This is a genomic window from Sorangium sp. So ce1014, assembly GCF_051521505.1.
In the GTDB taxonomy this organism is placed as follows: Bacteria; Myxococcota_A; Polyangia; order Polyangiales; family Polyangiaceae; genus Sorangium.
Window position 1 is genome coordinate 7730289 of sequence record NZ_CP150356.1, and the last position, 24785, is coordinate 7755073.

General features: G+C 71.1%; 16 protein-coding genes. 7 read left to right on the forward strand and 9 right to left on the reverse strand.

The annotated features are described in order from the left end of the window. Positions 1–22 precede the first annotated feature (22 nt). A complete protein-coding gene (locus tag WME75_RS28965) occupies positions 23–874 on the forward strand; it encodes a hypothetical protein (RefSeq protein WP_437477710.1) in 852 nt (283 codons plus the stop codon). A 21-nt stretch (positions 875–895) separates the two neighbouring features. Here the strand turns inward: WME75_RS28965 and WME75_RS28970 are convergent, their stop codons facing one another. The 4 genes from WME75_RS28970 to WME75_RS28985 all read right to left on the reverse strand — a co-directional run bounded on the left by WME75_RS28970 (position 896) and on the right by WME75_RS28985 (position 4886). Then, a complete protein-coding gene (locus WME75_RS28970; protein ID WP_437477712.1) occupies positions 896–1330 on the reverse strand; it encodes a hypothetical protein in 435 nt (144 codons plus the stop codon). A gap of 209 nt (positions 1331–1539) precedes the next feature. Next, a complete protein-coding gene (locus tag WME75_RS28975) occupies positions 1540–2652 on the reverse strand; it encodes a hypothetical protein (protein WP_437477715.1) in 1113 nt (370 codons plus the stop codon). Between the two features lie 115 nt (positions 2653–2767). Further along, the gene (locus WME75_RS28980; RefSeq protein ID WP_437477718.1) at positions 2768–3880 is read right to left on the reverse strand and encodes a hypothetical protein; all 1113 of its coding nucleotides are present in this window, start codon (positions 3878–3880) and stop codon (positions 2768–2770) included. A gap of 31 nt (positions 3881–3911) precedes the next feature. Then, positions 3912–4886 (reverse strand): hypothetical protein, encoded by a 975-nt coding sequence (locus tag WME75_RS28985; RefSeq protein WP_437477721.1) that lies wholly within the window; start codon positions 4884–4886, stop codon positions 3912–3914. A 299-nt stretch (positions 4887–5185) separates the two neighbouring features. Here WME75_RS28985 and WME75_RS28990 point away from each other — a divergent pair, with 299 nt between their 5' ends. After that, a complete protein-coding gene (locus tag WME75_RS28990; protein ID WP_437477723.1) occupies positions 5186–6403 on the forward strand; it encodes an RNA polymerase sigma factor in 1218 nt (405 codons plus the stop codon). A 295-nt stretch (positions 6404–6698) separates the two neighbouring features. Next, entirely contained in the window at positions 6699–7442 is a 744-nt protein-coding gene (locus WME75_RS28995; protein WP_437477726.1) for a hypothetical protein, read from the forward strand. Between the two features lie 395 nt (positions 7443–7837). Here WME75_RS28995 and WME75_RS29000 read toward each other — a convergent pair whose 3' ends face one another. The 4 genes from WME75_RS29000 to WME75_RS29015 form a co-directional block, all read right to left on the reverse strand. Next, positions 7838–10216 carry an ATP-binding protein gene (locus WME75_RS29000; RefSeq protein ID WP_437477729.1) on the reverse strand — a complete coding sequence of 793 codons (2379 nt, stop codon included), beginning with the start codon at positions 10214–10216 and terminating at the stop codon, positions 7838–7840. Beyond that, positions 10213–11487 carry an ATP-binding protein gene (locus WME75_RS29005; RefSeq protein ID WP_437477732.1) on the reverse strand — a complete coding sequence of 425 codons (1275 nt, stop codon included), beginning with the start codon at positions 11485–11487 and terminating at the stop codon, positions 10213–10215. Before WME75_RS29005 ends, WME75_RS29000 begins: the two co-directional genes overlap by 4 nt. Positions 11488–11570: 83 nt before the next feature. Next, positions 11571–12545, reverse strand: coding sequence for an NAD(P)-dependent oxidoreductase (locus WME75_RS29010; protein WP_437477735.1), 975 nt, complete (start codon positions 12543–12545; stop codon positions 11571–11573). A 188-nt stretch (positions 12546–12733) separates the two neighbouring features. Then, the gene (locus tag WME75_RS29015) at positions 12734–13693 is read right to left on the reverse strand and encodes a GNAT family N-acetyltransferase (RefSeq protein WP_437477738.1); all 960 of its coding nucleotides are present in this window, start codon (positions 13691–13693) and stop codon (positions 12734–12736) included. A 182-nt stretch (positions 13694–13875) separates the two neighbouring features. Between WME75_RS29015 and WME75_RS29020 the strand changes: the two genes are divergently transcribed. The 4 genes from WME75_RS29020 to WME75_RS29035 all read left to right on the forward strand — a co-directional run bounded on the left by WME75_RS29020 (position 13876) and on the right by WME75_RS29035 (position 22215). Further along, positions 13876–15648 (forward strand): SUMF1/EgtB/PvdO family nonheme iron enzyme, encoded by a 1773-nt coding sequence (locus WME75_RS29020; RefSeq protein WP_437477741.1) that lies wholly within the window; start codon positions 13876–13878, stop codon positions 15646–15648. Between the two features lie 92 nt (positions 15649–15740). Further along, complete coding sequence (locus tag WME75_RS29025) at positions 15741–16568, forward strand: ABC transporter ATP-binding protein (RefSeq protein WP_437477744.1); 828 nt, start codon at positions 15741–15743, stop codon at positions 16566–16568. A gap of 333 nt (positions 16569–16901) precedes the next feature. Further along, entirely contained in the window at positions 16902–20078 is a 3177-nt protein-coding gene (locus tag WME75_RS29030) for a CARDB domain-containing protein (protein ID WP_437477746.1), read from the forward strand. A gap of 214 nt (positions 20079–20292) precedes the next feature. Then, entirely contained in the window at positions 20293–22215 is a 1923-nt protein-coding gene (locus WME75_RS29035) for an ABC-F family ATP-binding cassette domain-containing protein (protein WP_437477749.1), read from the forward strand. 48 nt (positions 22216–22263) lie between these two features. Here the strand turns inward: WME75_RS29035 and WME75_RS29040 are convergent, their stop codons facing one another. Beyond that, a complete protein-coding gene (locus tag WME75_RS29040; protein ID WP_437477752.1) occupies positions 22264–24435 on the reverse strand; it encodes a catalase in 2172 nt (723 codons plus the stop codon). Positions 24436–24785 lie beyond the last annotated feature (350 nt).

Sequence of the window (24785 nt, forward strand, 5' to 3'; positions counted from 1 at the left end):
AGTTGCCCAGTACAGGGGCGCCATGGGCTCGACCCGGACCGCCTGGCATGTGCTGCTCGCCGCGCTGCTGCGCCAGCGTCGCCCGCGCAACTTCGAGGTCCAGAGCGAGGTGCCCCTCTCGGCCGAGCCGCCGCGTGCGGATTACCTCCTGCTCCGCAACGACGCGCCGGGCGAGGCCCGCGAGCCGGCCGGCACGTTGCGGAGGCTCTGGCCGCTCTTGCCCAGGGAAACGATCGTCGAGTTCAAGAGCGTCCGGCGCACGTACCGCAGCCGCAACCTCGATCGGCTCTGGGGCTACCTGTCGCTGCACTACGCGGATGGGGCGGCGCGGCTCGGACCGCGCGCCGATCTGGCCGGCGTGGTGCTGCTGCCATCGCGCACCCGCTCGCTCAACGCCGATGCCGCGGCGCTCGGGCTGGTCTGGCGCGATCTCGCCGGCGGCTACTGGCACCTCCAGGGAGGAGCGTTCGCGCTGTACGTGGTCGAGCTCGCCACGGTGGCCGACGAAGAGGACGACGATCTGCTACACTTGCTCGGTCACGGTGCGGCGCGGACGGTCGAGGCCCGCCGGTGGTTGGCCGAGCAGGTCGGTGCAGAGGAGAGCGCTATGGCGATGCGCGAGCTGGAAGGCTTCGACGAGGTGCTGCGGACGCTGCTGACGAAGCTGCCGATCGAGGCGTTGCTGCCAGCGCTGCCGATGGAGGAGCTGCTCGCCGGGTTGCCGCCCGAGCAGCGGGTCGCGGGGCTGACGCCCGAGCAGCGGCTTCTCCTGGCTCCCGACGAGGTGCTGCGGCTGCTCCCAGACGACTACCTGCGCTCGCTCCCCGAGGATGTCCGGGCGCAGATCCGCGCCCGGATCGGCCGCCCGCTCTAGCGAGGAGCGGAATGCTTCCCGTCAGGTGCCGCTACGAGGGTGGAACTCCTGATTGAGAGCGCGCGCGTAGAACGCGGCCTCTCGCGCCACGCGCTTCCAGTCCGGTCCGAACAGAGACTCCGGGGACCGAAGCGCGAGCGGGCAGAGCTCGGGCGACCGCTCACCGCCCGAGAGCGCAGCGGAACCTAGCCCGCGGAGTCGCCGCATCCGCTCGACGTCTTCCGCGGTGATGGCCGTAGGCCCATGCAGGCGACCGCGAATCTGCTCCGCCATCGCCCCCTCGACGGCGGTCAGGGTGTTTTCCCACGCCACGGGATCCACCTGGAGATCGGCGTCGCCGCGTTCGATCGTGTCGGCGAGGATGCGGATGTAGCCGCCTGCGAAGAGAACGGCCGTAGTCGCCCAGTCGAGCAGATCTTCTTCGTCTTCAGTGAGGAATTGATCCGGGTCAGACATGCCCGAGGTCTAGTTCAGTCTCACGATGGGGAAGGGCGCGGCGTACATGGGGCCGCTTGGGGCCGACGCAGGTGCGCCCTCCCCTCCCGCCCCCTCCGTCGCGCGGCGCCGGCACGCCCGCAGCGGAGCTCGACAGGTTGACGACCTCCGGCGCAGCGGAGGTGGTGACCGGATTTGAACATGAAGACGGGAAGGCGTTCACGACCGCGTCATTCTTCGGGCTCCGGCAGGCAGCAGACAACGGCCGGGTGCGGTCCCCCGCCGACCGCGGTGCAGCTTGGGTACTCCCTCACCTCCCATTCCGCGCTGAGGCTGCCGAGCGTCGGCCCGGGATCGAATTGCAGGCAGGCATCCTCCCCGTCGAGGACCATCTCCTCCGTCCCGATGAGCGCGCTGTCGCTGCAAGCGCTGTCAGCGTAGGCGCTCACCCGCGCCTCGCACCGGCCCGGTTTCGTGGTCACGCAGGCGCACGGCTCGCAGTTCCGAACATCCGACAGATCGCCGCGATAGAAGAGGAACCTCTCCGAGAACAGCGGGGGCTCGCCCGGCGGGGCAGGCGGGTGGCAGTCCTGGATACCTGCGGCTTGCCCGACGACGCAGTAGCGCCATCCTGGGGGCACATGGGTCTCTTGCTGGTTCAGCATGCACGACGTGAAGCGGCTCGGACACTGGTTGTCGACCACGCTGCCGTGACACGCGAGACCTACCTGGGAAGGCCCCTCCGGGACCGGGGGCGCATCGTGAACCCTGGGCTTGCAGCCCCCCCCGGTCACCGGCCCGATCCAGATCGATCCGACCTGCGATGACGGCACGGTGCCTGGCGACAGGCAGCTTCCGCCCCAGCCGGGATGCGGATTGAAGGGCGTGTTCGTCGCCTCCGGGATCTGCTCGCAGGACGAGCGGGAGTTCGCCGCGACCGTCTGCGGCAAGCTGCAGCGGGCAAAGTCGCAGGCGCAGTCGGCGCAGAGCTTCTCGCCGGGCCGGAGCGACCGGAATCGCGCGTAGGTCAGCGGAACGAAGCTTTGAGGCTCGCCCGTGTCAGGGTCGTCCGCCACGAGGTCCTCACACGACGGCTCGGACTCCTCGGGCCCCATCCAGAAGAGCAGCGGCTTGGAGAAGTCCGACGGCGCGGGGCGCACGCACTTGCCCCAGCAGACGCCGTTGCTTGTGCCGTCGGGGTTGACGACCGGGCAGAGGTTCCACGGCTTGCCGCACGGCTCCTCGCCCACGCCGCAGCCCCCCGCCCCCCCGACGCCGACCAGGCCGGCCAGCGCGAGCGCGCTCAGCGAGCGCAGCAGCCACCGCCTTCTTCGCGATCTCATCTCCACCTCACCGCCTTCCTCGGCCTGCCCGCGACAAGCCCGCGCGTCCTCCGCCTCCGGGTGCCGCCCGGCGCGACGCACCCGTCGCTCCCGCGCCCGCGCTCCGCCGGCAGCATCACCTTTCCCTGGGCAGGCAGCAGATCGTCTCCGCCCCCTCGCCCTCTGGTTCGTCCACCGGCGTGCCCCCCTCCGGCATGCAGCGCCCGGGCTCGTTGACGATCCACGTCGCGCTCAGGCTCCCGAGCGTGTAACCCGGCGCAGGATCCACGCAGGTCCCTGACTCAGGGACACTGATGCCGACGAGGATGTCGCTGCACGCGCCGTCCTTGTAGGCCGACACGAACGCCTCGCACCGGCTCGTCTCCGGCGGCTTGCAGGAGCACGGCGTACAGTCGCGCGTCTCGTTCGCCTCCGTGTAGAACACCCCCAGCTTCTCCGAGTAGGTCGGCCAGGGATTCCCCGGCTCCGCAGCCGCCTCGCACGGGACATTTTCCCCCGGTGCGCGGACACAGTGCCGCCACCCCTCGGGCAGATGGTCCTGCTGCTGGTAGAGCATGCAGAACTGGCCGGGCAGCGCGCACAGGTCCGCGACCAGCCTGCTCGTGCATGCGACCGCGGCCGCGACCACAGGCGCATCGCGGGGCACTGGCGCCTCCTCGACCACCGGCGCGCACGGCTGCGCGCGGGTCGGACCGATCGCAAGCGAGCCGAGCTGATCCGGCCCCACCCAGCCCGGAGACACGCACGCGCCGTCCCAGCCCGGCGGGGGCGCGAAGGGCGTCCGTGTTTCCTCGGGCCCCTCCCCGCACATGAACAGCGAGCTCGCCGTCACCTCGGACGGCAGCGCGCAGGACGGCGGGGTGCACGCGCACGCGGGGCAGCCGTGGCCCTCGCTGGGCAGCGCCCACCCCCTGAACACAGCGGGCTCGTGGCCGAGCCGCACCACCTCGCCCGTGGTGCCGGGGACGGTCCAGACGAGATCGTCGCACGACGGCGCGAGCACCTCGGGCCCGCTCCAGACGAGCACCGGCGCGCTGATGCCCTCGGGAGGCTCGGGGACGCACCGGCCCCAGCAGTGCCCGTTGCTCGTGCCGTCGTCGTTGAGGATCTCGCAGACGAGATCCTCCGCGCAGTCGGAGCCCTCGCCGCCGCCGCACCCGCCCGCCGCCGCCACGACGCCCACGCCGAGGAGCAACAGCCCCGACAGCAAGCCCTGCACGCTTCGCATGGTCCGCCCTCCTCCCGGTCTCCTTCTCCGCCTACCAGACGCCGGAGACAAGGACGCCCCCGCCCTGCGCCGTCGCGAGCGGCGCCGCGCGCACCGCGAGCTTGCCCGGCGCCGGGGCCCACCAGAGCGACGAGATCGCGACCGCGCCGACGACGCCGGCGCTGATGAAGCTCGCCCAGGCAGCGGCCTCCAGCATGTCGCGTTCGCGGTGCTTATCGCCCAGCGCCTCGCACGCCGCTACGTGCTCGCGGTAGAGGCACGCCGCCGGCCCGCCGCGCCGGCGGATCTCGTCCGCCAGCGCCGCCGCCTCATCGCCGCGCGCCGCCGCCTCGATCAGGATGCCTGCGCCCAGCACAACCCCGGCCGACGCGAGCGCGATCCCGCCGACGCGGAACACCGTGCCCGCCGCCGGGCCGCTCGGCGGCGCGGGCGCAGCAGGCGCAGCAGCCGCCGGCGCAGCCGCAGCCAGCGGCGGGGGCTTGGGCTCCAGGTGAAGGCCGATCATCGCCTCCCGGCCCCGCTGCGCCTCGAACGGATAGACCTCATCGACATACCCCTCGAGCCTGCCGCGCGCCTCGTGCCGCCCCGGCTCGACGTAAACGAAGTACATGCCCTGTCCGCTGCCGATCCGCCGGTCGTCGATGAACACCTCGGCCTCGGGCCGGTTCACCGCGACGGTCGCGGGTGACACCTCGCGCTCCGCCCGCCGGAGCCCGTCGGAGAAGCGCCGCCGCGCCGCCGGTGCGAGCGTCGCGGGATCCAGCAGCGACTCCCGCAGGTGCTCCGCCGCGTCCCGGAACCGCCCGAGCGCGAGCTCGGAGAGCCCGAGCTCCCCCGCGACCTCCGCCCGCGGATCCGCCTGCCACGCGGCGCGATACGCCGCCTCGGCTTCCGCCCACCGCTCCGCGCGGCGCGCCCTCTCGCCTCGCGCGAACGCCTCCTCGGCCCCGGAGCGCGCCGCAGCCGCTCCGGACGGTCCAGCAGGACGATCTTCGCCGGCAGACACCGCCGCGAGACTCCACACGACAGATGCAGCGGCCACCGCGAGGAGCAACCGGCCCGTGGAGCCCATCTCGCCGGCACACTACGAGTGAGGCTCCATGCGGTCAAGCTGCCTTGGCCCGGAGCGAACGACGAAATCAGCTCAACCGTCAGCCAATTTTGGTAGCTCCTCCGGAATGCTCCGCGCTCCCCTCCACGGCATGGTCCAGAGCGCGCACACGCGAGCACGACCGGCCTGGATCGGCCCGCCCGAGCATGACGTTTTTCAAATGTCGAACAGACGCGCCACGTAACTGGACTGGTATGGGGAAACCTTCTCGCAAGACCGACGCCGCCGCCGAGAGCTCACCGCTCACCCTGGAGGCAATCATGGCCGAGCACCAGGACGCCATCCGCCGCTACGTGGAGCGGCGGGGTTTCCGGGGCGCGGATCGGGACGACATGGTCCAGGAGATCTTCCACGGCGCCGCGCGGTCGTTGCCCCGGTTCGATCCCCGCCTTGCCAGCGTGCGCACCTGGCTCCTGCGGATCGCGTTCAACCTCACCTCCAACGAGCGCAAGCGCGCCCATCGCCGGCGCGAAGAGCTGTGGCCGGAGGAGGCGCTGGACGGGCTCTCCAGCGATGCGCCGGACTCCGAGACACGGCTCATCGAGGCGCAACGGAGCGACCTCCTCGCCGAGCTGCTCCTGGAGGTCCCTCCGATGCGCCGTGAGATCCTCGTCGCGCACGACCTGGAGGAGGAGGCGGTCCAGGTCATCGCCCACGAGCACGCGATCCCGCGCAACACCGCGTGGAACCACCTCCGGCTCGCGCGGCTGAGCCTCGACGCCGCCGCGCGGCGCTGGCGGGCGCGGAACCGCGGCCGCGGCGCGCTGATCGCGCCGCTCGCCCTCGCGTTCGGCGCGGGCGAAGTGCGCGCCTCCTCGAGGCCGCTCCACGGAGATCGGCTGCGGCGGTTGCTTGACTGGGCTCGCCGCGCTCTCGGGCGCGCGCCGTCCCGCGGCGATGCCAGCCAGGCAGCGAGCTCGCGGGGCAACTCGCTCGTGGCGACACGCGCTGTCGGAAGATCGGTGACCAGCGCCGCCGCCGGCGTCGCGGCGGGCGCTCTCGTGCTGTTCGCCCCGGGTGGGACAGGCGATGTTGCGACGCCGCCAGCCGACGCGGGCTCGCGGCGCTCACCGCAGCTCCAGGCGGCCGTTCAGCGCGGCAGGGCCCTCCCCTGGGCACCTGCGCCGGCGCCGGATCCACAGGCCGCCGGCGCAGCGGGCGGCGTTCCCGAGGCGACAGGCCGCAGCCGGTCGAGCCCGCTGCGAGCGCCCGATCCGCTCCAGGACGGCGGCGCCCTGTCCGGGCGCGAGGACCGGCTGTGGCGACAGGCCATCACGACGCTCACCTCGGGAGGAGGAGACGCGGCGCGCCAGCTGCTCGAGCAACACCGGCGCGAGTTCCCCCGGGGCGTCCATGCAGGTGACCGCGAGGAGATCCTGCGACGCCGGCGGGCCTCCGCGCGCCCCGAGTGACGCGGTAGGGGTCGGATGCGAAGGCGAAGGCTGCCGCCCCGGCGCCCAGGCCCGACGGGTCCACGCCGGCGCCGGGGGTGGCTGGATTTCAACAGGAAGGCGGGGAGGCGGGGAGGCGGGGAGGCGGGGAGGCGGGCAGAAAAGCTCAATCATCTTCCCGCCTTCTCGCCTTCCTGTGAACCTCTCCGGGCTACTCCGGCGCAACCCCCATGCGCCGGATTCCTGCCATGGTCTTGCGAAGGGCAGCCGCGCTCGGCGAGCATCGGCTCGTTTTTCTCAACCCAAGGAGGCGCCTGTGGCAGACCCCTATATCGATCCTTTCGAGACGAAGATTTACGGTAAGTTCGCCCGCGAGCAGATGGCCGCGGTCCTGATGGGCAAGCTCCCTGCGCTCGACGGCATGGTCGAGTTCGCGATCGGCAAGCAGCTCATGGCCGATCAGGCGATGTCCGACGTCCTCGATCGCCAGCCCAAGCCCGCGCCGGAGCTCGACACCGGCGCGGTGCTCGAGGAGGCGCGGGACGTCGTCGTGCGGTTCGCCTCGTACCTCGACTCGCTCAAGGGCAGGCCGGTCGATCCCAAGGTGTTCTTCCGCGGCGAGGCGCCGAGCGTCCTCGCGCGCCGGCGGATCACGAAGCTGACCGCGGCGGTCGGGCACATCGCCGACGAGCTGGAGAAGCACCGCGAGAGGATCCGGGGCGCGGAGGTGTGGCTGGCCGAGCTCAGGGAGGCGCACGAGAAGCTCGGGATCATTGAGCGGCAGCAGCGCGCCACGCGCGTCGAGCGGCTCGAGCTCGGCCCCGAGGTGTCGACCGCGCGCGAGGCCTGGCTGGGTGTCTACAACGCCAACAAGAGCCTCGTGCGCGGGCTGCTCGCCCACCTGGGCAAGCCCGAGCTCCTGCCGCTCCTCTTCGACGACCTGGCCGAGGTCCACCGCGCGAGCGGCGTGAGCGACGTGCTCCCGCCCGGCCAGCCGGCGGCGCCGCCCGTGGCGGCGGCCGGACCGGCGGGCCAGCTGGAGGCCTCGCCGGACGCGTGAGCCTGCGGCCCGCTGCAACGCTTGATGCAAGCGTTGCAGCGGGCGACTCGGGGGCCGAGTCGGCCGTTTCAAGGCTTGAGACGGCCGACTCGGCGGCCCAGCGGGGCGGATCAAGGCTTGAGACGGCCGGCTGGGCGGCCGAGAGAGCGGTTTCAAGCCTTGAGATCGCCGGCTGGGCGGCCGAGTTGGCCGTCTCAGGCCTTGAAGCGGGTGGCGGCGCGCCAGAGAGGGCGATCTCAAGGCAGCGGAGGGCTCACCGCCGCGCCGGCGGCGCGCCCACTGAGGTCGCCAGGGTCGAGGAGATCACAAAACGCACCGACCGTATCCTGGCGGACGGCTCAACTTCAATAAATGGTGACCTGCGCGCTGGAGGCGCCGGACAGGCTGCTTCCAGCTCAGTTCTCCGTCGTAGCGCGACCTTTGCCGGCACGCTGCTGCTTCGTGCTGGCATTGTGATGTCTGGGCGAGGTGGGCACCGCTTCGGAGCTTTCCTTTTCTCTCTCCTTACGCCGCTGGTCGATAAGCCGGATGAGGTCGGAGACGACCTCCCGCACTTCGGGAGGGGCGTGAACGGATTGCCCAGCGATCTGCCGGAGAGCGACAAGGAGCGGCTCGAACGTGAGCTTGGCCGGGGATGCATCGAGGAGGGCCAGCGCTCGGTCGACCTGCCCCGCGGCGGCGGTCTCCATGAGAAAGACGCTCAGATTGTCTGCGACTTTATGTGTGTCCTTCTCCGAGGAGAGAATTTGCTCAACATGTGGGAATGCCTCGTCCCATAGTCCGGCCATGACGCCGAGCAACAGGGCACCCTCGATCCGCACTGGCGGCTCGTCCGATGACGCGAGTATTCGTCCAGCCCAGGGGAAAGCCGGCTTCAGCTCCCTCTGATGCTCGTGCTGCCACCTCACGCTATCGACCTCAGACTGAGTAGCTATTGTGCTGAGCCAGGCCATCGCCGATAGAAACGGGTTCATGACACGACGGCACCTCGCCTCGTTGAATGCCTGCATAACGCCGTTCGGGTTCTTCTGCAACAGCCGCGCAGCAGCGACTGCCACCCACGCCCAGCGCTCCCCAGCAGCCGCAGCATGCTCGTACTCGCCTTGGAGCCGCTCTAGGTCTTGCGGGTTCAACTGCTCTAGGGCCACCGCAAGCCGCCCGGCAAGCTCCGGATCCTTGGGCCTGACGGAGAGCCATCTTCTTGCACAACGCTCCGCGTCATGCGGCCGCTCGGCCTTCATATATGCATACGTCGCTGCCACAGCAGAACGAGACCACTCCGCTCTTCTAGTGGCCTGGGCCTCAGCCAGGCGTTCGAGCTCCGCTCCAGCTTCCGCGTAATGATCCGACTTTGCAAGCAGCTTCGCTGATTCAAGGAGACTCCTCTCCTTCATGATGCGCGCGCCCTCTGTGAGCAGCATTTCCTCGAGCGTCGTTTTGAGGGACGCGCTGATATCCGGCCAGGTCAAGACGCCGACCCGCAAGACCAGCGACCGGATGAGCTCGAGCCGCAGCTGGGGATCGCGTACACGACGCGTGATCCCCTCCATCACATCGAAATGGTCCCTCCGCTCCTCCGGCCCGAGCCCCTTCGCCTCCTCCGCGATCCGCCCGAGCAGCCCGACAAGGCCATCCCCCTCATACAGGTGGACCATGAAATCCACGACCGCCCGCACGCGCGCCGCGCCCGCCCCGCGGCGCCGGAGCAGGTGATAGATGTTGTACAACCGCTCGCTCAGCCGATACCTGAGCCTCCGCCCCTGCCCCTCCTCGACCACGGCCCCCCGGCCCACCAGGCGGTGCAGCAGCGCGCTCGCCTGGTTGACCTCCATCCGCGCTGCCTCGGCGACCTCTCGCGCCGTTGCCGGGGCCCAGAGGTCCGCCAGCATCACATAGACCTTGCGCTCCGTCGCTGGCAGGGTCTCCAGGTGGCTCTTGAAGTAATCGGTGTTGTCGTCGACGAGCTGCGTCAGGTTCTCCATCAGGTGGCGCAGCGACGTCTTCGCCGCGAACGACGCCAGGATCCCGAGCAGCCGCGGGTTGCCCCCCGTCAGGATCTGCATCGGTCGCACGCGCCGCTCGCTCGCCTCCACGCCGCCCACCGCCTCCCAGAGCGCCCGGCACTCGGTCAGATCGAGCGGCTCCAGCGCGTAGGTCGCGAACATCTCGTAGAGCGCCTGCTCCTCGTCGAGGATCGCGCCGAACCGCGATGTCGCCGTGGCGAGCAGCAGGATGCGCGGCTCGTTCTGCAGGGTGTGCCGCAGCGACCAGGCGTCCTTCTTGGACATCTGCTCGTCGAGCAGCATGTGCAGGTTCTCGATGATGAGCAGGATGCGCGTCCCCTGCTCCTCGGCGAACCCGACCAGCTGCGCGAGCGCCCGCGCGCACAACCGGTCGTCGTCTCGCTCGGCCCGCAGCTCGTCATGGAGAGCTTGCCAGCGGGCGTCCCCGGTCTGATCGCCGAGGTGCATGATCGCCTCGAGCCAGAGCTCGCCGATCGTCGATACCGTGTAGCTCTCCTCGCCGAACACGAGCGGATACCAGCGCGCACCGAGCTCCGGATCCCGCGTCACCGTGTCGGCCAGCATCCGCACCAGGGTCGTCTTGCCCATGCCGCGCGACCCGAGCACGAGCACGTGCTGGTTCGATGGCCCCGTGCTGTCGCGGATGTACTGGAGCACGATGTCGAGATCGCGCTTCCGCACCACGAAGGACGACCGCAGCTGCTCCGGCGTGAGGAACGCCGGGTTGTGCTTCATGAGCGGCGCGTTCATGGCGCGCCTCGCTGTGCGGCCGGCGTGAACTGGGACGCGAACCTCCCGTTCCACCAGTCACGCAACAGGAGAGACGCAAAGACGAACGCGCCGGCGTCGTTGTCCACCAGATAGCCGTCGTGCTTCAGCACGTCCATCACCCGCCGCAGCACGTCCTGGAGCTTCTCGCCCGACGCCCCCGGCTCCGCGGCCGCCGCGTTGTCCCTCGCAAGCGCCATCGACGCCCCCGGCGTCAGGACCCCGACGACCGCCGCCTCGGTGAGCAGATCCAGCGTTAGCGGCAGGTCTCGCTGTCCGAGCACCAGCTTGAGCCGCTCCTCCATGTGGCTCAGCTCGGCGTGCCCGCGCGTGCTGAGCATGCTGTGCTTGTAGACGCGCTCGACGTCCTCGAGGGACACCTCTTGCTGGGCGCGGCGCTTCGTATCGTTGTAGACGTGGTTGAAGAACATCTGCACGTGATGGGGAATGCAGGAGCCGAGCTTCTCCACCATGCGCCGCGCCGCCCCCTCGAGCAGCACCACGCTGTAGTTGTTCGCCAGCGCCTCCAGGCACCCCATCGCCGTCTCCTCGTCCCACGGGCGCAGCTCGAACGGGGTGAACGTGTTGACGGTGGCGCTCAGGCCGGCCTGGCGCAGCACCGGTTCGAGGCCAATCGACCCAGCGACGACCAGCCGGATCTTCGATCGATGCTTGATGGTCTGCGCGCGCAGGAACGACAGAAACTCGTCCGTGAGCTTCCTGCGCTCAGGCGTGATGATGTGCTCGTCCGCCTTGAGCAGCCGGTTCACCAGGATGGGCAGCTCGTCCATGAAGATGACGACAGGCCTGTCCTTGTCGTCGCCGGCGAGCGCGTCGAAGAGGCGCTCGCCCTTGGCCTGCCAGTCTTGCTTCAGGTGCTCGCGAAACGTGAGCTTGAACTCCTCGGTGCCGAGCGACTCGATCCGCTCGGCCTTGTCCCGCACGAGCTCCTTCGCCCTGTCCCAGAGCGTCTGGTGAGGCCGCGTGGCCACGCCCAGCTCGACGATCGCGTCCTCGCCGCTCTGGGACCTCTGCAGATCGAGGAACAAGCACCGGTAGCTCCCTCGCTCGAGCTCCTCGCAGAGCTTCCGCATCACGCTGGTCTTGCCCACCCGCCGGGGCGCTGCGATGAGGACGTTGGCCCCTTCGCCCAGGAGCTCCTTGAGATCCCAGATCTCCTGGTCCCGGTTCCAGAAGCGCTCGCCGCTCACCCAGTTGCCCACCTCCCGGACGAGCTTCGCCTTGGCCTGCATGGGGTCAACCTACCCCGCCGCCCACGGCCCGCAACAGTTTCGTTGGCAAGCGAGCCGCCCGCAGGCAGCCGCGCGCCGCCGCCTCAGATCACCCGGTCCACGAGCGGCTCCCCCCGCTCGAACCGCCGCAGGTTCGCCAGGAAATGCTCGACCTGCGCCACCGGCTCCTCGCGCCGCCCGCCGGCGGTGTGCGGCGTGATGAAGCAGCCCGGTGCGCGCCAGAGCGGGTGCTCGGGCGGCAGCGGCTCGGGATCCGTCACGTCGAGGTACGCGCCCGCGAGGCGGTGCGCCTCCAGCGCCTCGAGCAGCGCCGCCTGGTCGACCGTGGCGCCCCGGCCGACGTTGAAGAACCACGCGTCGGGGCGCATCCGCGCGAGGAGCGCGCGCGAGACGAGCCGCCGCGTGCTCTCCGCGTCAGGCAGGGTCGAGACCACGTGGTCCGCCCACGCGAAGGCGTCGCCGAGCGCATCCCTCGCGACGACACGGCCAGGCTCGTCGCCGCGGGGACGGGACCGCAGGATGCAGAGATCCACCTCGAACGGGGCGAGCAGCGCGGCGAGGCGGCGGCCGATGGCGCCAAAGCCGAGGAGCAACACCCGCCGGCCGCGGAGGAGCGCGCTCCGCGAACGCACGGGCGCGTCGGGCCAGCCGCGCGGGCCGAGCTGGTTCTCGAGGCACTCGGGCAGCCGCCGGGAGGCCGCGAGCAGGAACGCGAGCGCGTGCTCCGCGCAAGGGTCGGCGTAGACACCGCTGCTCGTCGTGAGGACGGCGCCGCGGGCCGCGAGCGCGGCGCGCACGGAGGCCACATCGTAACGGGCATAGCCGGCGGTGCTGAGGTGCACCCAGCGCAGGCGCGGGGCCGCGCAGACGTCGTCCGGATGCGGCTGGCCAAAGACCACCTCGGCGCCCAGAACGACCGGATCCGGCGCGACGACGGCGAGGTTCTCCGCCGAGCGCGCCGCAGGCAGCGCGAGCGCGTGCGGCGCGACCCCCTCGGCGAGCAGGCGCGCCGCATCCGCCGGAAAGACGGTGGTGCAGGCGATGACCCTCGGATCCATGGACGCCCCGCTCACCCGCGCACCCCGCCCTCGTCGATGCCGTAGCTCGCCGCGAGGCCGAGCCGGAAGATGCGCTTGCCGCGGAACGCGGTCGGCGCGCGGTGGAGCCAGTCGTCCATGCGCCGGAGCTTACACCACCGGGCGCCGGCGCTCGCGCCGCGTGCGCCGCGTGCGCCACCTGCGCCACGTCAGTCGATGTCTTCGTACGCTCGGTACAGGAGGCCCGGGATGCGCGGCGTGCGGACGTCGAAGCCGAAGCTGCGATCGACCGCCTCGAAGAGCTCGATCTTGTACGCGAGCCCCTCGGGCTCCCCGACGCTGGACGAACGGTGGCGCTCTCGCCAGAGGCCCTCGGACCGGACGAGCGGGAAGCCGCGCGTCGCCAGGGCGACAGCGAACGTCCCTGGGCCGAGATACGCCACGTCGGAGGGCTCGCCGCGATAGGCCTCCATCCGGGGCGACTCCACCCATTCGAGCCGGTCGCCCTCGACCGAGGCGCGGATAAGGTGCTCCTTCCGGCCGTCGACGACGACGGCGAACGTCGCCTCCCGCTCGCCGATCTCGATGTCGTGCGCGGGCAGCCCGCGGCGCCACGTGAAGACGAGCGCGTCCGTCCAGCCGGCGACCCACATGCGCAGGCCGAGATAGAACCGCACCGCCGGCTGCCACGCCCAGCAGGTCTGCACGCGCACGCCGGGCACGCCGTGGGCCCACGCGACGACGTCCGCGCGGCGCAGCGCGGCGCCCGCGACGCCGCGCCCGCGGTGGGCGGGGAGCACGTAGAGGCTCGAGACCTCGATCAGCCGCTCCCCGCGGGCGCCCGTCGACAGCGCGATGGTGCCGACCCGACTGCCACCCTGCATGAGCCAGTACGGGCGCACGTAGCGCGCGCCCGCATGAGGCGTCCCGATCAGCGCGCCGTCGCGCGTCGCCCTCGGCTCCCAGACGGCGCGCAGCTCGGCGCCGCGCGCCACCGGATCGACGCGCTCGAAGAAGCGGTTCTCGACGAGCGACGCGAGCTCGCAATCCATCCACAGGCACGTCTGCCGGTCGTCCATGACCAGGGGCGCGATCGTGCCGCCCGCGACGAGCGCCGCGTGGATCGCGCCCATGGGCCGATCGGCGTCGTCGTCCCCCGGAGCGCTCATCGCGCGACGCTACCACGCCGCTCGGTCCACACGGAGCGCCGCTCGTCCACACGGAGCGCCGCTCGGTCCACACGGAGCGCCGCTCGGTCCACACCGCGGCCGGGGCCGCTCCCGGCGCTCCCGGCGCGCCACACATTCGCCGCCCACGACGGCCCCGACCTGTGCGAGACTCGCCGCGACCGATGGGCCAGGACACCCCTCCCCGGTGCGCCGGCTGCAGCGCTCCGCTCCCGGAGAACGCTCGCTTCTGCCCCTCGTGCGGCCATCTCGTCACCGATCCCGGCCTCGCGGCGACGGCGTTTCCCCCCACACATCTCGGCGCCGGGGGGCTGCCGCCACCCTCGCTGCCGCTGCCGCCGGTGCGGCTCCTGCCCGGCACGGAGATCAGCGTCTACCGCATCGAGTCGACGCTCGGCGAGGGCGGCATGGGCGTCGTCTACCGGGCCCACGACCGGGCCCGCGAGCGCGTTGTGGCCGTCAAATGCCTGCACTCGAACCTCTCCGGCAACCCCGAGATCCGGCGGCGGTTCGCGCGGGAAGCGCGGGTGCTCCGCTCCTGGAGCCACGACAACGTCGTCGCCGTCTACGACTTCGTCGAGCGCGAGCACCTGCTCGCGATCATCATGGAGTACGTCGAGGGGTCGACCCTCGTGCGGCACCTCGAGCGGTGGCGCGGGCGCATCCCCTTCCAGGAGATCCGCGCGCTGTTCGGCGGGGTCCTCGACGCGATGGATGAGGGGCACCGCATGGGCATCATCCACCGCGACCTCAAGCCCGACAACATCCTCGTCACGACCGGCAAGGACGGCCTGATGCCCAAGATCGTCGACTTCGGCATCGCCAAGATCCTCGAGGGGACGACCTACACCCTGAGCGGCGCGTTCCTCGGGACGTGCTGTTACATGTCGCCCGAGCAGGTGAAGAGCCCCCACGCCGCGGACCCGCGCTCGGACATCTACTCCCTCGGCGTGACGCTCTACAAGCTGTCGACAGGGCAGGTGCCGTTCGACAGCCCCAACCACTTTGCCGTGATGATGGCCCACGTCGCCGATCCGCCGGCGCCGCCCTCGTCGCTCCGCCCCGACCTCCCGCCGGCGCTCGACCGGCTCATCCTCGACGCGCTCGCGAAGGATCCCGCCGGGCGGCCGGCGTCGTGCGCGGAGTTCCGGGCGCGGCTCGACGAGGCGCTCGCGGAGTTCTCGCCCTCGCCGGCGCGGCCCTCGTCCGACGGGCGCGAGCTCGCGCCGACGGTCCGCGAGAAGACCGGCGAGCAGATGATCCTCGTCCCCGGCGGGCCGTTCCTGAGCGGGCAGCAGCGCAGGAAGCTCCACGTCGACGCCTTCTACATGGACCGCACGCCGGTCACGAACCGGCAGTTCAAGGCGTTCGTCGACGTGACGGGGTATCGCCCCGAGGACGCCGACGCGAGCCGGTTCCTCTCCCATTTCAGGCGCGGCGAGATCCCCGCGGGCCTCGAGGACCACCCCGTTGTGTACGTGTCGTGGGACGACGCGCGGGCCTACGCCAACTGGGCCGGCAAGCGCCTGCCGACCGAGGCCGAGTGGGAGAAGGCCGCGCGCGGCACCGACGGCCGCAGATACCCCTGGGGGCGCGCCGAGCCGGGGCCGGCGCGCGCGAACTACGACAACCGCGACGGCGGGACGGTGCCAGTCGGCTCGACGCCGGGGAGCGCCTCGCCCTACGGCATCCTCGACCTCGCCGGCAACGTGTGGGAGTGGTGCGAGGACTACGACGATCCGCACTTCTATGCGGACGGCCCCTCCCACAACCCGCGCAACACGCGGCCTCCGGACAGGCCGCTGCTCGTGATGCGCGGCGGCTCGTGGATGTACGGCGCGCAGTCGCTCCGCACCTGGGCGCGCATGAGCTTCGAGGCGCACTACCGCTTCGCCGACGGCGGCTTCCGCTGCGTGCGCACGGCCTCGTCGAGCTGATCGGCGCGGGCGCGGCGGCTCGTCCGCGCACGCGCGGCGGCTCACGCGCTGCTGGCCAACCGGCGGCGGCGCGGATAGAACGCCGGGCGCAGATGACGAAGGCGATGGCGAGCGGCGGCGTCCGCGTGCGGCTGACCGGCATCGGGCGCGTCTTCCCGGTGCTGGACGACGCCGGCCGCGCGCGGGGGGGCAGCGCCTCCGGCCTCGTCGTGCTCGACGGCCTCGATCTCGACGTCGCGCCGGGCGCGTTCGTCGCGCTGCTCGGGCCCTCCGGGTGCGGCAAATCCACCTTGCTGCGCCTCGTCGCCGGGCTCGACCGCGCCGACGCCGGCGCGGCCGTCGTCGAGGCCGAGGGGGGCGCGAGCGGCGCGGGCGGCGCGCGCGCGCCCATCGCGTACGTCTTCCAGGACGCGCACCTCCTGCCGTGGCGGAGCGTCCTCGAGAACACCGCCCTGCCGCTCGAGCTCGCCGGTGCGCCGGTCGAGGAGCGCCGCGCCGCCGCGCGGGCCGCGCTGCTCCAGGTCGGCCTCGCCGACGCGGGCGCGCGGTACCCGGCCGAGCTCTCCGGCGGCATGCGCATGCGCGTGTCGCTGGCCCGCGCGATGGTGACGCGCCCGCGGCTGCTCCTGCTCGACGAGCCATTCGCCGCGCTCGACGAGCTCACCCGGAGCCGGCTCGACGATCAGCTCCGCGCCCTGTGGGCCGAGCTCGGGATGACGGTGCTCTTCGTGACCCACTCGATCATCGAGGCCGCCTACCTCGCCGAGCGCGCCGTCGTGCTGTCCCCGCGCCCGGCGCGCATCGTCGCCGACCACACGCTCTCGCTGCCGGCGGAGCGAACCGCCGCGCTGCGCACCGAGCCGGCGTTCGCGCGCGAGGTGCGCGCGCTGCAGGAGGCGCTCGAGCGCGGCGGGGCGTGACGCGCGGACCGGGAAGCGAAAGCGCGCTTCAACGCGCCCGGGCGTTCCTCGCGTAAACCCTCGGCGTAACCCTTCGCGGCGCCCCCACCGTGGCCGTCCCGCACGGCGCGCGCGGCGCGCTCCCCCGCGCGCGCGCCGTGCGAGACCCCCGCCGCGGGCCACGCCCATCGTGGGCAGAGCTCCCACTCGCCGCACGAAGTCGCGCGCGAACGCGCTTCCATGTCGACTGCGCGCCCGTACAATCGTCTCATGCCCACGTGCCCCCGGCGGATGCTTCCCCTCGCGCTTCCTTGGTTATGGCTCGCTGCAACGGCCTGCAGCAATCCTGAGATCGTGACGAGCCCGGGCGAGGGCGGTGGGGGCGCCGGCAGCACGAGCGGAGGCACCGGCGGCGGGTTCGTCGGGGCCACGGTCGGCAGCGGCGGGGCGGGCGGCGTCGAGAGCGGCTGTGGAGACGTGGACTGCCGGCCGGATCAGCGCTGTGAGATCGAGGACGGACAGGGCACCTGCGTCAACAACACCTGCGCCGACCTCACCTGCGACCCGACCGAGCAATGCCAGATGACCCCGGAGGGGGGCGCCATCTGCGTGGATATCAGCTGCGAGGACGACCTCCGGTGCCCCTTCAACCAGTTCTGTAACGGCACCATCTGCGTCGCCGACGCCTGCACCGCCGGCGAGCGGACGTGCGACGGCGAGGACCTCCTCACGTGCGTCTCCAACGGCAGCACCACGAGCGAGCTCTTCACGTGCGGCGGCGAGGCCTACTACGAGAGCACCTGCACCGACGACGGCATGGGGAACGCGAGCTGCCCCTGCGAGGACGACTGGGACTGCCCCACCTACGCCGCCTGCGAGGTCGGCTCCTGCTCCGGCACCGGCGCCGCGCCCACGTGCCTCTTGCCCCCGGAGCCGTTCGCGAGCGTGCTGCCGGAGGTCGAGTTCACGTGGGGAGGGAAGAACCGCGCCAACACGGACGCCGTCGACAGCCCGTTCCCGATCTCGGCGCAGAACGTCATGACCCCGCTCGTCGCCAACCTCGATGACGACAACGGCGACGGGCTCATCAACGAGCTCGACTTCCCCGAGATCATCTTCACGACGTTCTGCGGCTCGACGTACAGAGATAGCGGGGTCCTCCGCGCGATCCACGGCGGCGGACCCAACAAGGGGCGCAACTACTTCGCGGTGCTCGGTGCGCAGGTATGGCAGGAAGGCGAGGCCTTCAACGCGAACTACCTCTGCGCCGACGCGACGCTGATGCCGACCGCCTCGCTGGCCGTCGGCGATCTCGACGACGACGGCGTCCCGGAGATCGTCGCGATCACCGAGTCGCGAGGGCTCCAGATCTTCACCAACACGGGCGAGACCCGGCTCGTCGCGAACGACCTCTGGCTATCCACCGACGTTTACAACGAGCCGGCGCCGGCGATCGCCAACATCGACGGAGCGGGGCTCCCGGAGATCGTGGTCGGGGCGCGCGTGTTCACGCTCCGCGTCGACGCGACGACCCGCGCGCTCTCGATCGTCGACAAGTTCGTGGGCAAGGCGGCGCAGGGGATCCAGGGGGATCCGGCGAACGCGGCCAACCGGCTCGGCCCCATCGCGTGCGTGGCGAACATCAAGGACGACCACCGGCTGGAGATCGTCGCGGGCAGCACCGCCTACGCCCTGCCCCGCCCGCCGGAGGGCGTGACGAGCAGGGCCGAGTGCGCGCCCCCCTACACGGACCCGGAGGCGACCGCGTTCTGCAACGGGGAGCTCGTCGTGGAATGGGACGGGCAGACCGTCAACGGCGTGGACGAGCTCGGCGCGAAGAAGATCCCGGACCTCCGCCGCGACGGGTTCTGCGCCGTGGCCGACGTCCTCGGGGCCGACCAGAGCGCCGCGCCCGGACCGAGCAACCCGCTCGACCAGCTCCCGGAGGTGATCCTGTTCAACAACGGGTATTTCTTCGTGCTGAACGGGCAGGACGGCATGATCGCGCGCAGCTCGGCGATGGGCGCGAGCGCCAATTTCGACGGCGGGGCGCCGAACGTGGACGACTTCGACGGCGACGGCTTCCCCGAGGTCGGCACGGCGTTCGGCGGGCGCTACGTGATGCTCGACCTTCAGGCACCGACGGCGGAGTGCCCGGAGTGGCCGAACGCGCTCAACGACAACGGCTCGGGGACGGCCAACCCCGCGCGGACGCCGAACGGGAAGGAGTGCACGACCGACGAGGACTGCGGCGGCACCGGCGCGGCGACCTGCAACACGCAGCGGGGCACCTGCGTCTGCTACCACAACGGCTGGCGGCGCGTCATCGAGGACAACTCCAGCCGCGCCACCGGGTCGAGCGTGTTCGACTTCAACGGCGACGGCGCCGCCGAGGTCATCTACAACGACGAGTGCTATTTCCGCATCTACGACGGCGTGACCGCCAGCGTCCTGTTCAAGGAGCACTCCCCGAGCCGCACGCGGACCGAGTACCCGGTCGTGGCCGACGTCGACAACGATGGCAACGCCGAGATCGTGTTCGCCACCTCGAACGAGTCCGAGAACTGCCGCGAGGGCGTCGATTACAACAACGGCCTCGAGGTCTGGGGCAGCCCCACCGACACCTGGGTCTCGGCCCGCCGCATCTGGAACCAGCACAGCTACCACGTGACGAACGTGCTCGAGAGCGGCGGCATCCCCCTGCGCGAGCCCGAGAGCTGGAAGACGTACGGCGGCCGCGTCTACAACACCTACCGCTCGAACCCGCGGTCGTACGGGATCGCGCCGGACCTCGCGCTGGACGCCATCCAGATCTCGTCGCCCGACGCGGCCTGCGGCGAGCTCACCGACCACGTCGAGATCACCGTGCGCGTGAAGAACGACGGCGATCTGCGCGTGGGCCCCGGCGTCGTCCTCAGCTTCTACGGCGAGTGGGACGCCGCCGACGGCTGGGAGCCGCTCCTCGACGAGACCCTCGTCCCGCTGGAGGCGGTCCTCCAGACAAGCATCGAGCCGCACAGCTCGCTGCTCCTCACGGTGAGCTACAACGCCGCGAACAGCCCGCTGGCGACGCTGCCCGGCCGCGTGCGCGCGGTCGTCGACGAGGGCGCCATCGAGCGCGAGTGCAACGAGGGCAACAACGAGCAGATCCTTGTCGTGGACGAGGGCGACGCGCTGCCGGACCTCCAGATCGAGATCGGCCGGGTGAGCGACGTGAAGTGCAACACGCAGGAGGTCGACGTCCCGACGACGATCACAAACGCCGGCTCGGCGCCCGCGAGCGACGTGCGGATCCGGTACTACGCCGGCGATCCCGGTCAGGGCGGGACGGTGCTCCACGAGGAGGTCGTCGCGGGGCCGATCGCGCCGGGGGCGAGCGTGAGCCTCACCGCCACCATCGCCAAGTTCCCGTGGAACCTCTCGATCCTGATCTACGGCGCCGTCGACCCGGACGGCGCGATCAACGAGTGCAACGACGGGAACAACAAGGACGCCGCCTCGGACAAGGTGGCGTGCGAGCGCGTCGACTGACGCGCCGCCGTCCGGCCGCCGGGGCCTCGCCGGGCGCGCTCCGCGCCTGTGGGGCTCCCGCGGCGACGCATGGCGCCCGTAGACGACCGCGGCGGCGCACGAACCCCCCGCTCTCCCGGGGCGCAGTGCTATGCCTCTGCCCCCCGCGGCGCCGCGCACCGCGCCGCTCCTGACGGCGCGCGCCGCGCCGCGCGGCCCAAGCCCCCAAAGCGCCATGCTCGGAACGTCCAACCTCGCGAAATCCTTCGGTGATCGGACCCTCTTCGAGGGCGTCTCGCTCAAGCTGAACCCGGGGTCCCGCTACGGCCTCGTGGGCGCCAACGGCTCGGGGAAGACCACCTTCCTCAAGATCGTGGCCGGCGACGAGCCCGCGACCGAGGGGAACGTCAGCCTGCCGAAGGACGCCCGCGTGGGCGTGCTCCGGCAGGACCGGTTCCTCGACGACGACCAGATCATCCTGGATCTCGCGATGATGGGCGATCGCGTCGTCTGGGACGCGCTCGTCGAGTCGCGCCACCTCGCGGAGGAAGGCGGCGACGCCGGCCGGGTCGCCGACCTGGAGGACCGCATCCGCGCCCACGACGGCTACACCCTGGAGGCGCGCGCGAGCGCCGTCCTCGAGGGGCTCGGCATCCCCGTGGAGGCCCACCGCAGGTCGCTCTCCACGCTGTCGGGCGGCTTCAAGCTGCGCGTGCTCCTCGCCCAGGTCCTCCTCGGCGGCTCGGACGTGCTCCTGCTCGACGAGCCCACGAACCACCTCGACATCCTGTCGATCCGGTGGCTCGAGAAGTTCCTCGCCGGCTACAAGGGGTGCGCCGTCGTCATCTCGCACGACCAGCGCTTCCTCGACAACGTCGCCACGCACATCCTCGACGTCGACTACGAGACCATCACGCTCTACACGGGCAACTACGCCGCCTTCGTGGTCGAGAAGCAGGCGATCCGCGAGCGCAAGCAGGCCGAGATCGCGCGCGCCGAGAAGATCATCGCCGACAAGCGCGCGTTCGTGGAGCGGTTCGGCGCCAAGGCGACCAAGGCGCGCCAGGCGCAGAGCCGGCTCAAGCAGATCGAGAAGATCGAGGTCGAGGAGCTCGCCGACACGTCGCGGCGCACGCCGTCGTTCCGGTTCGCGGTCCAGCGGCCGAGCGGGCGCGACGTGCTCGAGGCGCGGGGCATCTCGAAGGCGTACGGCAACAAGCAGGTGCTGCGCGACGTGTCGCTGTCGGTGCGGCGGGGCGAGCGGGTCGCGGTGATCGGGCCGAACGGGCTCGGCAAATCCACGCTGCTCAAGATCCTCGTGGATCGCCTGGCGCCCGACGCCGGCGGCGCGTCGTGGGGGCACGAGGTGCGCGTCGGCTACTTCGCCCAGGATCACCGCGAGCTGCTCGTCGACGGATCGATGACGCCGCTCTCCTTCCTGTGGGAGGCGTGCCCTGACGAGTCGCCGAGCTACGTCCGCGGCCAGCTCGGCAAGGCGCTGTTCTCGGGCGACGACGTGGAGAAGAGCGTCGGCTCGCTCTCCGGCGGCGAGGCGGCGCGGCTCATCTTCTGCCGGATCCTCGTCGAGCGGCCCAACGTGCTCGTGCTCGACGAGCCGACAAACCATCTCGATCTCGAGGCGATCCACGGGCTCGTCGAGGGGCTCAAGGCCTTCGAGGGGACGGTGCTCTTCGTCTCGCACGATCGCTTCTTCGTGTCCGAGCTGGCGACGCGCATCCTCGAGGTCACGACGGCTGGGCCGCGCGATTTCCTGGGCACCTACGAGGAGTACCTGACCGGCTGCGGCGACGATCACCTCGACGCCGACACGGTGGTGCTCAAGGCGAAGCGCGAGCACCAGAAGGCGGCCACCGCGCCCGAGGCGGGCGGCTCGTGGGAGGAGCAGAAGCGGCGGCGCAACCGGCAGAAGGAGCTCCCGGGGCGGCGCGACAAGGTGCTCGCGGCGATCGAGGCGGCGGAGGCGCGGAAGAAGGCGATCCACGACCTCTACTGCGGCGACGGGTTCTTCGAGCGCACGGGGCAGGCGGAGATCGCGGCGCTGAACGCCGAGGACGAGGCGCTCGGGCCGCGCATCGACGCGCTCATGGCCGAGTGGGAGCAGCTGGAGCAGGAGATCGCGGAGCTCGGGGCGCCCTAGCACCGCGGGTCAGAGATCCTGCCAGGGATCTGCCTCGCCGACGAGATATCAGGCGGGGATCTGGGCGATGTCCTCGCGGTCCCAGTGGCGGTGCTGCGCGATCGCCCGGAGGAGCTCGTGGGTGAACGGCGTGAGCCCGGCGGGATCGCGCAGGGTGATCACGCCCTTGTCGGAGAGGAGCGGGCCTGCGGCCGGCGTGTCGGCGAGCGCCACGCCGCGGATGAGCGACGACGAGAGGAGCGCGACGCCGTCGCCCGTCGCCCCGATCGCCTTGCAGTGCTTGAACGCCTCGTTGACGAAGTGGACCGCCTCGCCGATCGCCGCGAGCGCCTCGACGCTGGCGCGCCCGCCGGGGACGTAGACCGCGTCGAACATGACGGATTTCGTCGTGAGCAGCGTCCTGTCCGCCTCCACGGTGCTCCCGTCGTCCCCGAGGATCGGTCCGAGGCGCGTCGACACGACCTGCGCATGCGCCCCGGCCGCCGCGAGCGCCGCCCGCACCGCCGCGAGCTCGGCGCCGCTGAACCCGTCGGCCGCGAGCACGGCGACGAGCCGGCTCTTCACCGTGTTCTTCACCGTGTTCTCCATGCTGAGCGCCGGTGATGCGTCCACGGAGCGCTTGCCCGCGGCCCCGCCCTTCGAGGGCGCCTGAGGCTGGCCCGCGGGCGGGGCGACGCCGAGGCCCTCGGCGACGAGCCTGCCGAGCTGAGCGTCGACCTCGCCGAGCCGCGCGACCATGCGCTCGCGGACGTCCCGGGTCGCCACGTTGCCGAGCTCGAAGCGCGCCGCGCTGACCAGGTGTCTCTTCTCGGGCACAGAGAGGCTGTTCCAGAAGAGCCTCGCCTGGGTGATGTGGTCCTTGAAGCTCTCGCTCCGCTCGCGCAGCTTGAGCCCGACGACCCGCTCGGGGTAGTGCACGAAGGCGCCCGTCTGCCACGACGCCGTCACAGGGCAGCCGCCGGCGAGCGAGTTCGGGAGGTAGTGTGCGCGGCCCTGCTTGATCCGCTGCTGCATGAAGCCGTCCCGGTTCTGGTTGTGCACTGGGGCGAGGGGGCGGTTGATGGGGATCTGCGGGAAGTTCGGGCCGCCGAGCCGGAGGAGCTGGGTGTCGAGGTACGAGAAATTCCGGATGTGGAGCAGGGGATCGTCGGAGAAGTCGATCCCGGGCACGACGTTGGCCGTGTGGAATGCGACCTGCTCGGTCTCGGCGAAGAAGTTGTCCGGGTTGCGGTTCAGCGTCAGCTTGCCGATGCGGCGCACTGGCACGAGCTCCTCCGGCACGATCTTCGTCGCGTCGAGCAGATCGAAGTCGAAGGCGAACTCGTCCTCTTCCTCGATGATCTGCACCCCGAGCTCGTACTCGGGGTAGTCCCCCCGCTCGATGGCGTCCCAGAGGTCGCGGCGGTGGTAGTCCGGGTCTCTGCCGGCGAGCTCCTGCGCTTCGTCCCAGACGAGGGAGTGCACGCCGAGGAGCGGCTTCCAGTGCAGCTTGACGAAGCGCGATTTGCCCAGCGCGTTGACGAAGCGGAAGCTGTGGACGCCGAAGCCCTCCATCATGCGGAAGCTCCGCGGGATGGCGCGATCCGAGAGCACCCACAGGGCCATGTGGGTCGACTCCGGCATCAGCGAGATGAAGTCCCAGGAGGTGTCGTGAGCGGACGAGGCCTGTGGGATTTCCCGGTCCGGCTCCGGCTTGAGCGCGTGGATGACGTCCGGGAACTTGATGCCGTCCTGAATGAAGAAGACCGGGATGTTGTTGCCGACGAGATCGAAGTTCCCCTCCTCGGTGTAGAACTTCGTCGCGAAGCCGCGCACGTCGCGGACTGTGTCTGCCGACCCGCGCGAGCCGACCACGGTGGAGAACCGGACGAAGACCGGCGTCTTGGCGCTCGGGTCCTGAAGGAACCCTGCCCTCGTGTACTCGGCCATCGGCTCATAGACCTGGAAGTACCCGTGCGCCCCCGAGCCCCGCGCGTGGACGACGCGCTCCGGGATCCGCTCATGATCAAAATGCGTGATCTTTTCCCGTAGATGAAAATCCTCAAGGAGGGATGGCCCTCTGGCCCCAGCCTTGAGGGAGTCATCGGTGCTGTCGATCCGGATGCCCTGGTCTGTCGAGAGGATGGTGCCTGTCAGGTCCTCGCGGTGGGGTTCCAGGCTTGCGACCTTGCTGTTCGGGGCGATGTTCGGGCTTTCATTCTTCTTCCCTTGGTCGGCCATGCGTCCTCCTCGTCCTCCTGCCGGTCCATGCCCTCTGCAGGTGCCGATTGGATGCGACCGACGGCCCCCCGTCGCACCAGACGCAACTCTTCCTCTCCGCCCCCTCTATGCGCCGGACAGACCCCCACCTCCCGCCCCCCAGCTCACGAGCCCCCCGACCGCCAGCTCACGAGCCCCCGAACGGCGGCTCACGAGCCCCTGCCCCCCAACTCACGAGCCCCCCGACCGCCCTCTCACGAGCCCCCCGACCGCCCTCTCACGAGCCCCCGAGCGGCGGCTCACCCGCACAGGAGACGGGCCCAGATCGGCGTTTTCGGCGCACAGGCGTACTCCAGTACGCCGAGCACCGA

Coding starts and splice junctions, on each gene's coding strand:
- WME75_RS29010 (WP_437477735.1), bottom strand. CDS start 12,545: ATGGATCCGAGGGTCATCGCCTGCACCACCGTCTTTCCGGCGGATGCG.
- WME75_RS29040 (WP_437477752.1), bottom strand. CDS start 24,435: ATGGCCGACCAAGGGAAGAAGAATGAAAGCCCGAACATCGCCCCGAAC.
- WME75_RS29020 (WP_437477741.1), top strand. CDS start 13,876: ATGGGCCAGGACACCCCTCCCCGGTGCGCCGGCTGCAGCGCTCCGCTC.
- WME75_RS28970 (WP_437477712.1), bottom strand. CDS start 1,330: ATGTCTGACCCGGATCAATTCCTCACTGAAGACGAAGAAGATCTGCTC.
- WME75_RS29000 (WP_437477729.1), bottom strand. CDS start 10,216: ATGAACGCGCCGCTCATGAAGCACAACCCGGCGTTCCTCACGCCGGAG.
- WME75_RS29015 (WP_437477738.1), bottom strand. CDS start 13,693: ATGAGCGCTCCGGGGGACGACGACGCCGATCGGCCCATGGGCGCGATC.
- WME75_RS28975 (WP_437477715.1), bottom strand. CDS start 2,652: ATGAGATCGCGAAGAAGGCGGTGGCTGCTGCGCTCGCTGAGCGCGCTC.
- WME75_RS29025 (WP_437477744.1), top strand. CDS start 15,741: ATGACGAAGGCGATGGCGAGCGGCGGCGTCCGCGTGCGGCTGACCGGC.
- WME75_RS28965 (WP_437477710.1), top strand. CDS start 23: ATGGGCTCGACCCGGACCGCCTGGCATGTGCTGCTCGCCGCGCTGCTG.
- WME75_RS28980 (WP_437477718.1), bottom strand. CDS start 3,880: ATGCGAAGCGTGCAGGGCTTGCTGTCGGGGCTGTTGCTCCTCGGCGTG.
- WME75_RS28990 (WP_437477723.1), top strand. CDS start 5,186: ATGGGGAAACCTTCTCGCAAGACCGACGCCGCCGCCGAGAGCTCACCG.
- WME75_RS29035 (WP_437477749.1), top strand. CDS start 20,293: ATGCTCGGAACGTCCAACCTCGCGAAATCCTTCGGTGATCGGACCCTC.
- WME75_RS29005 (WP_437477732.1), bottom strand. CDS start 11,487: ATGCAGGCCAAGGCGAAGCTCGTCCGGGAGGTGGGCAACTGGGTGAGC.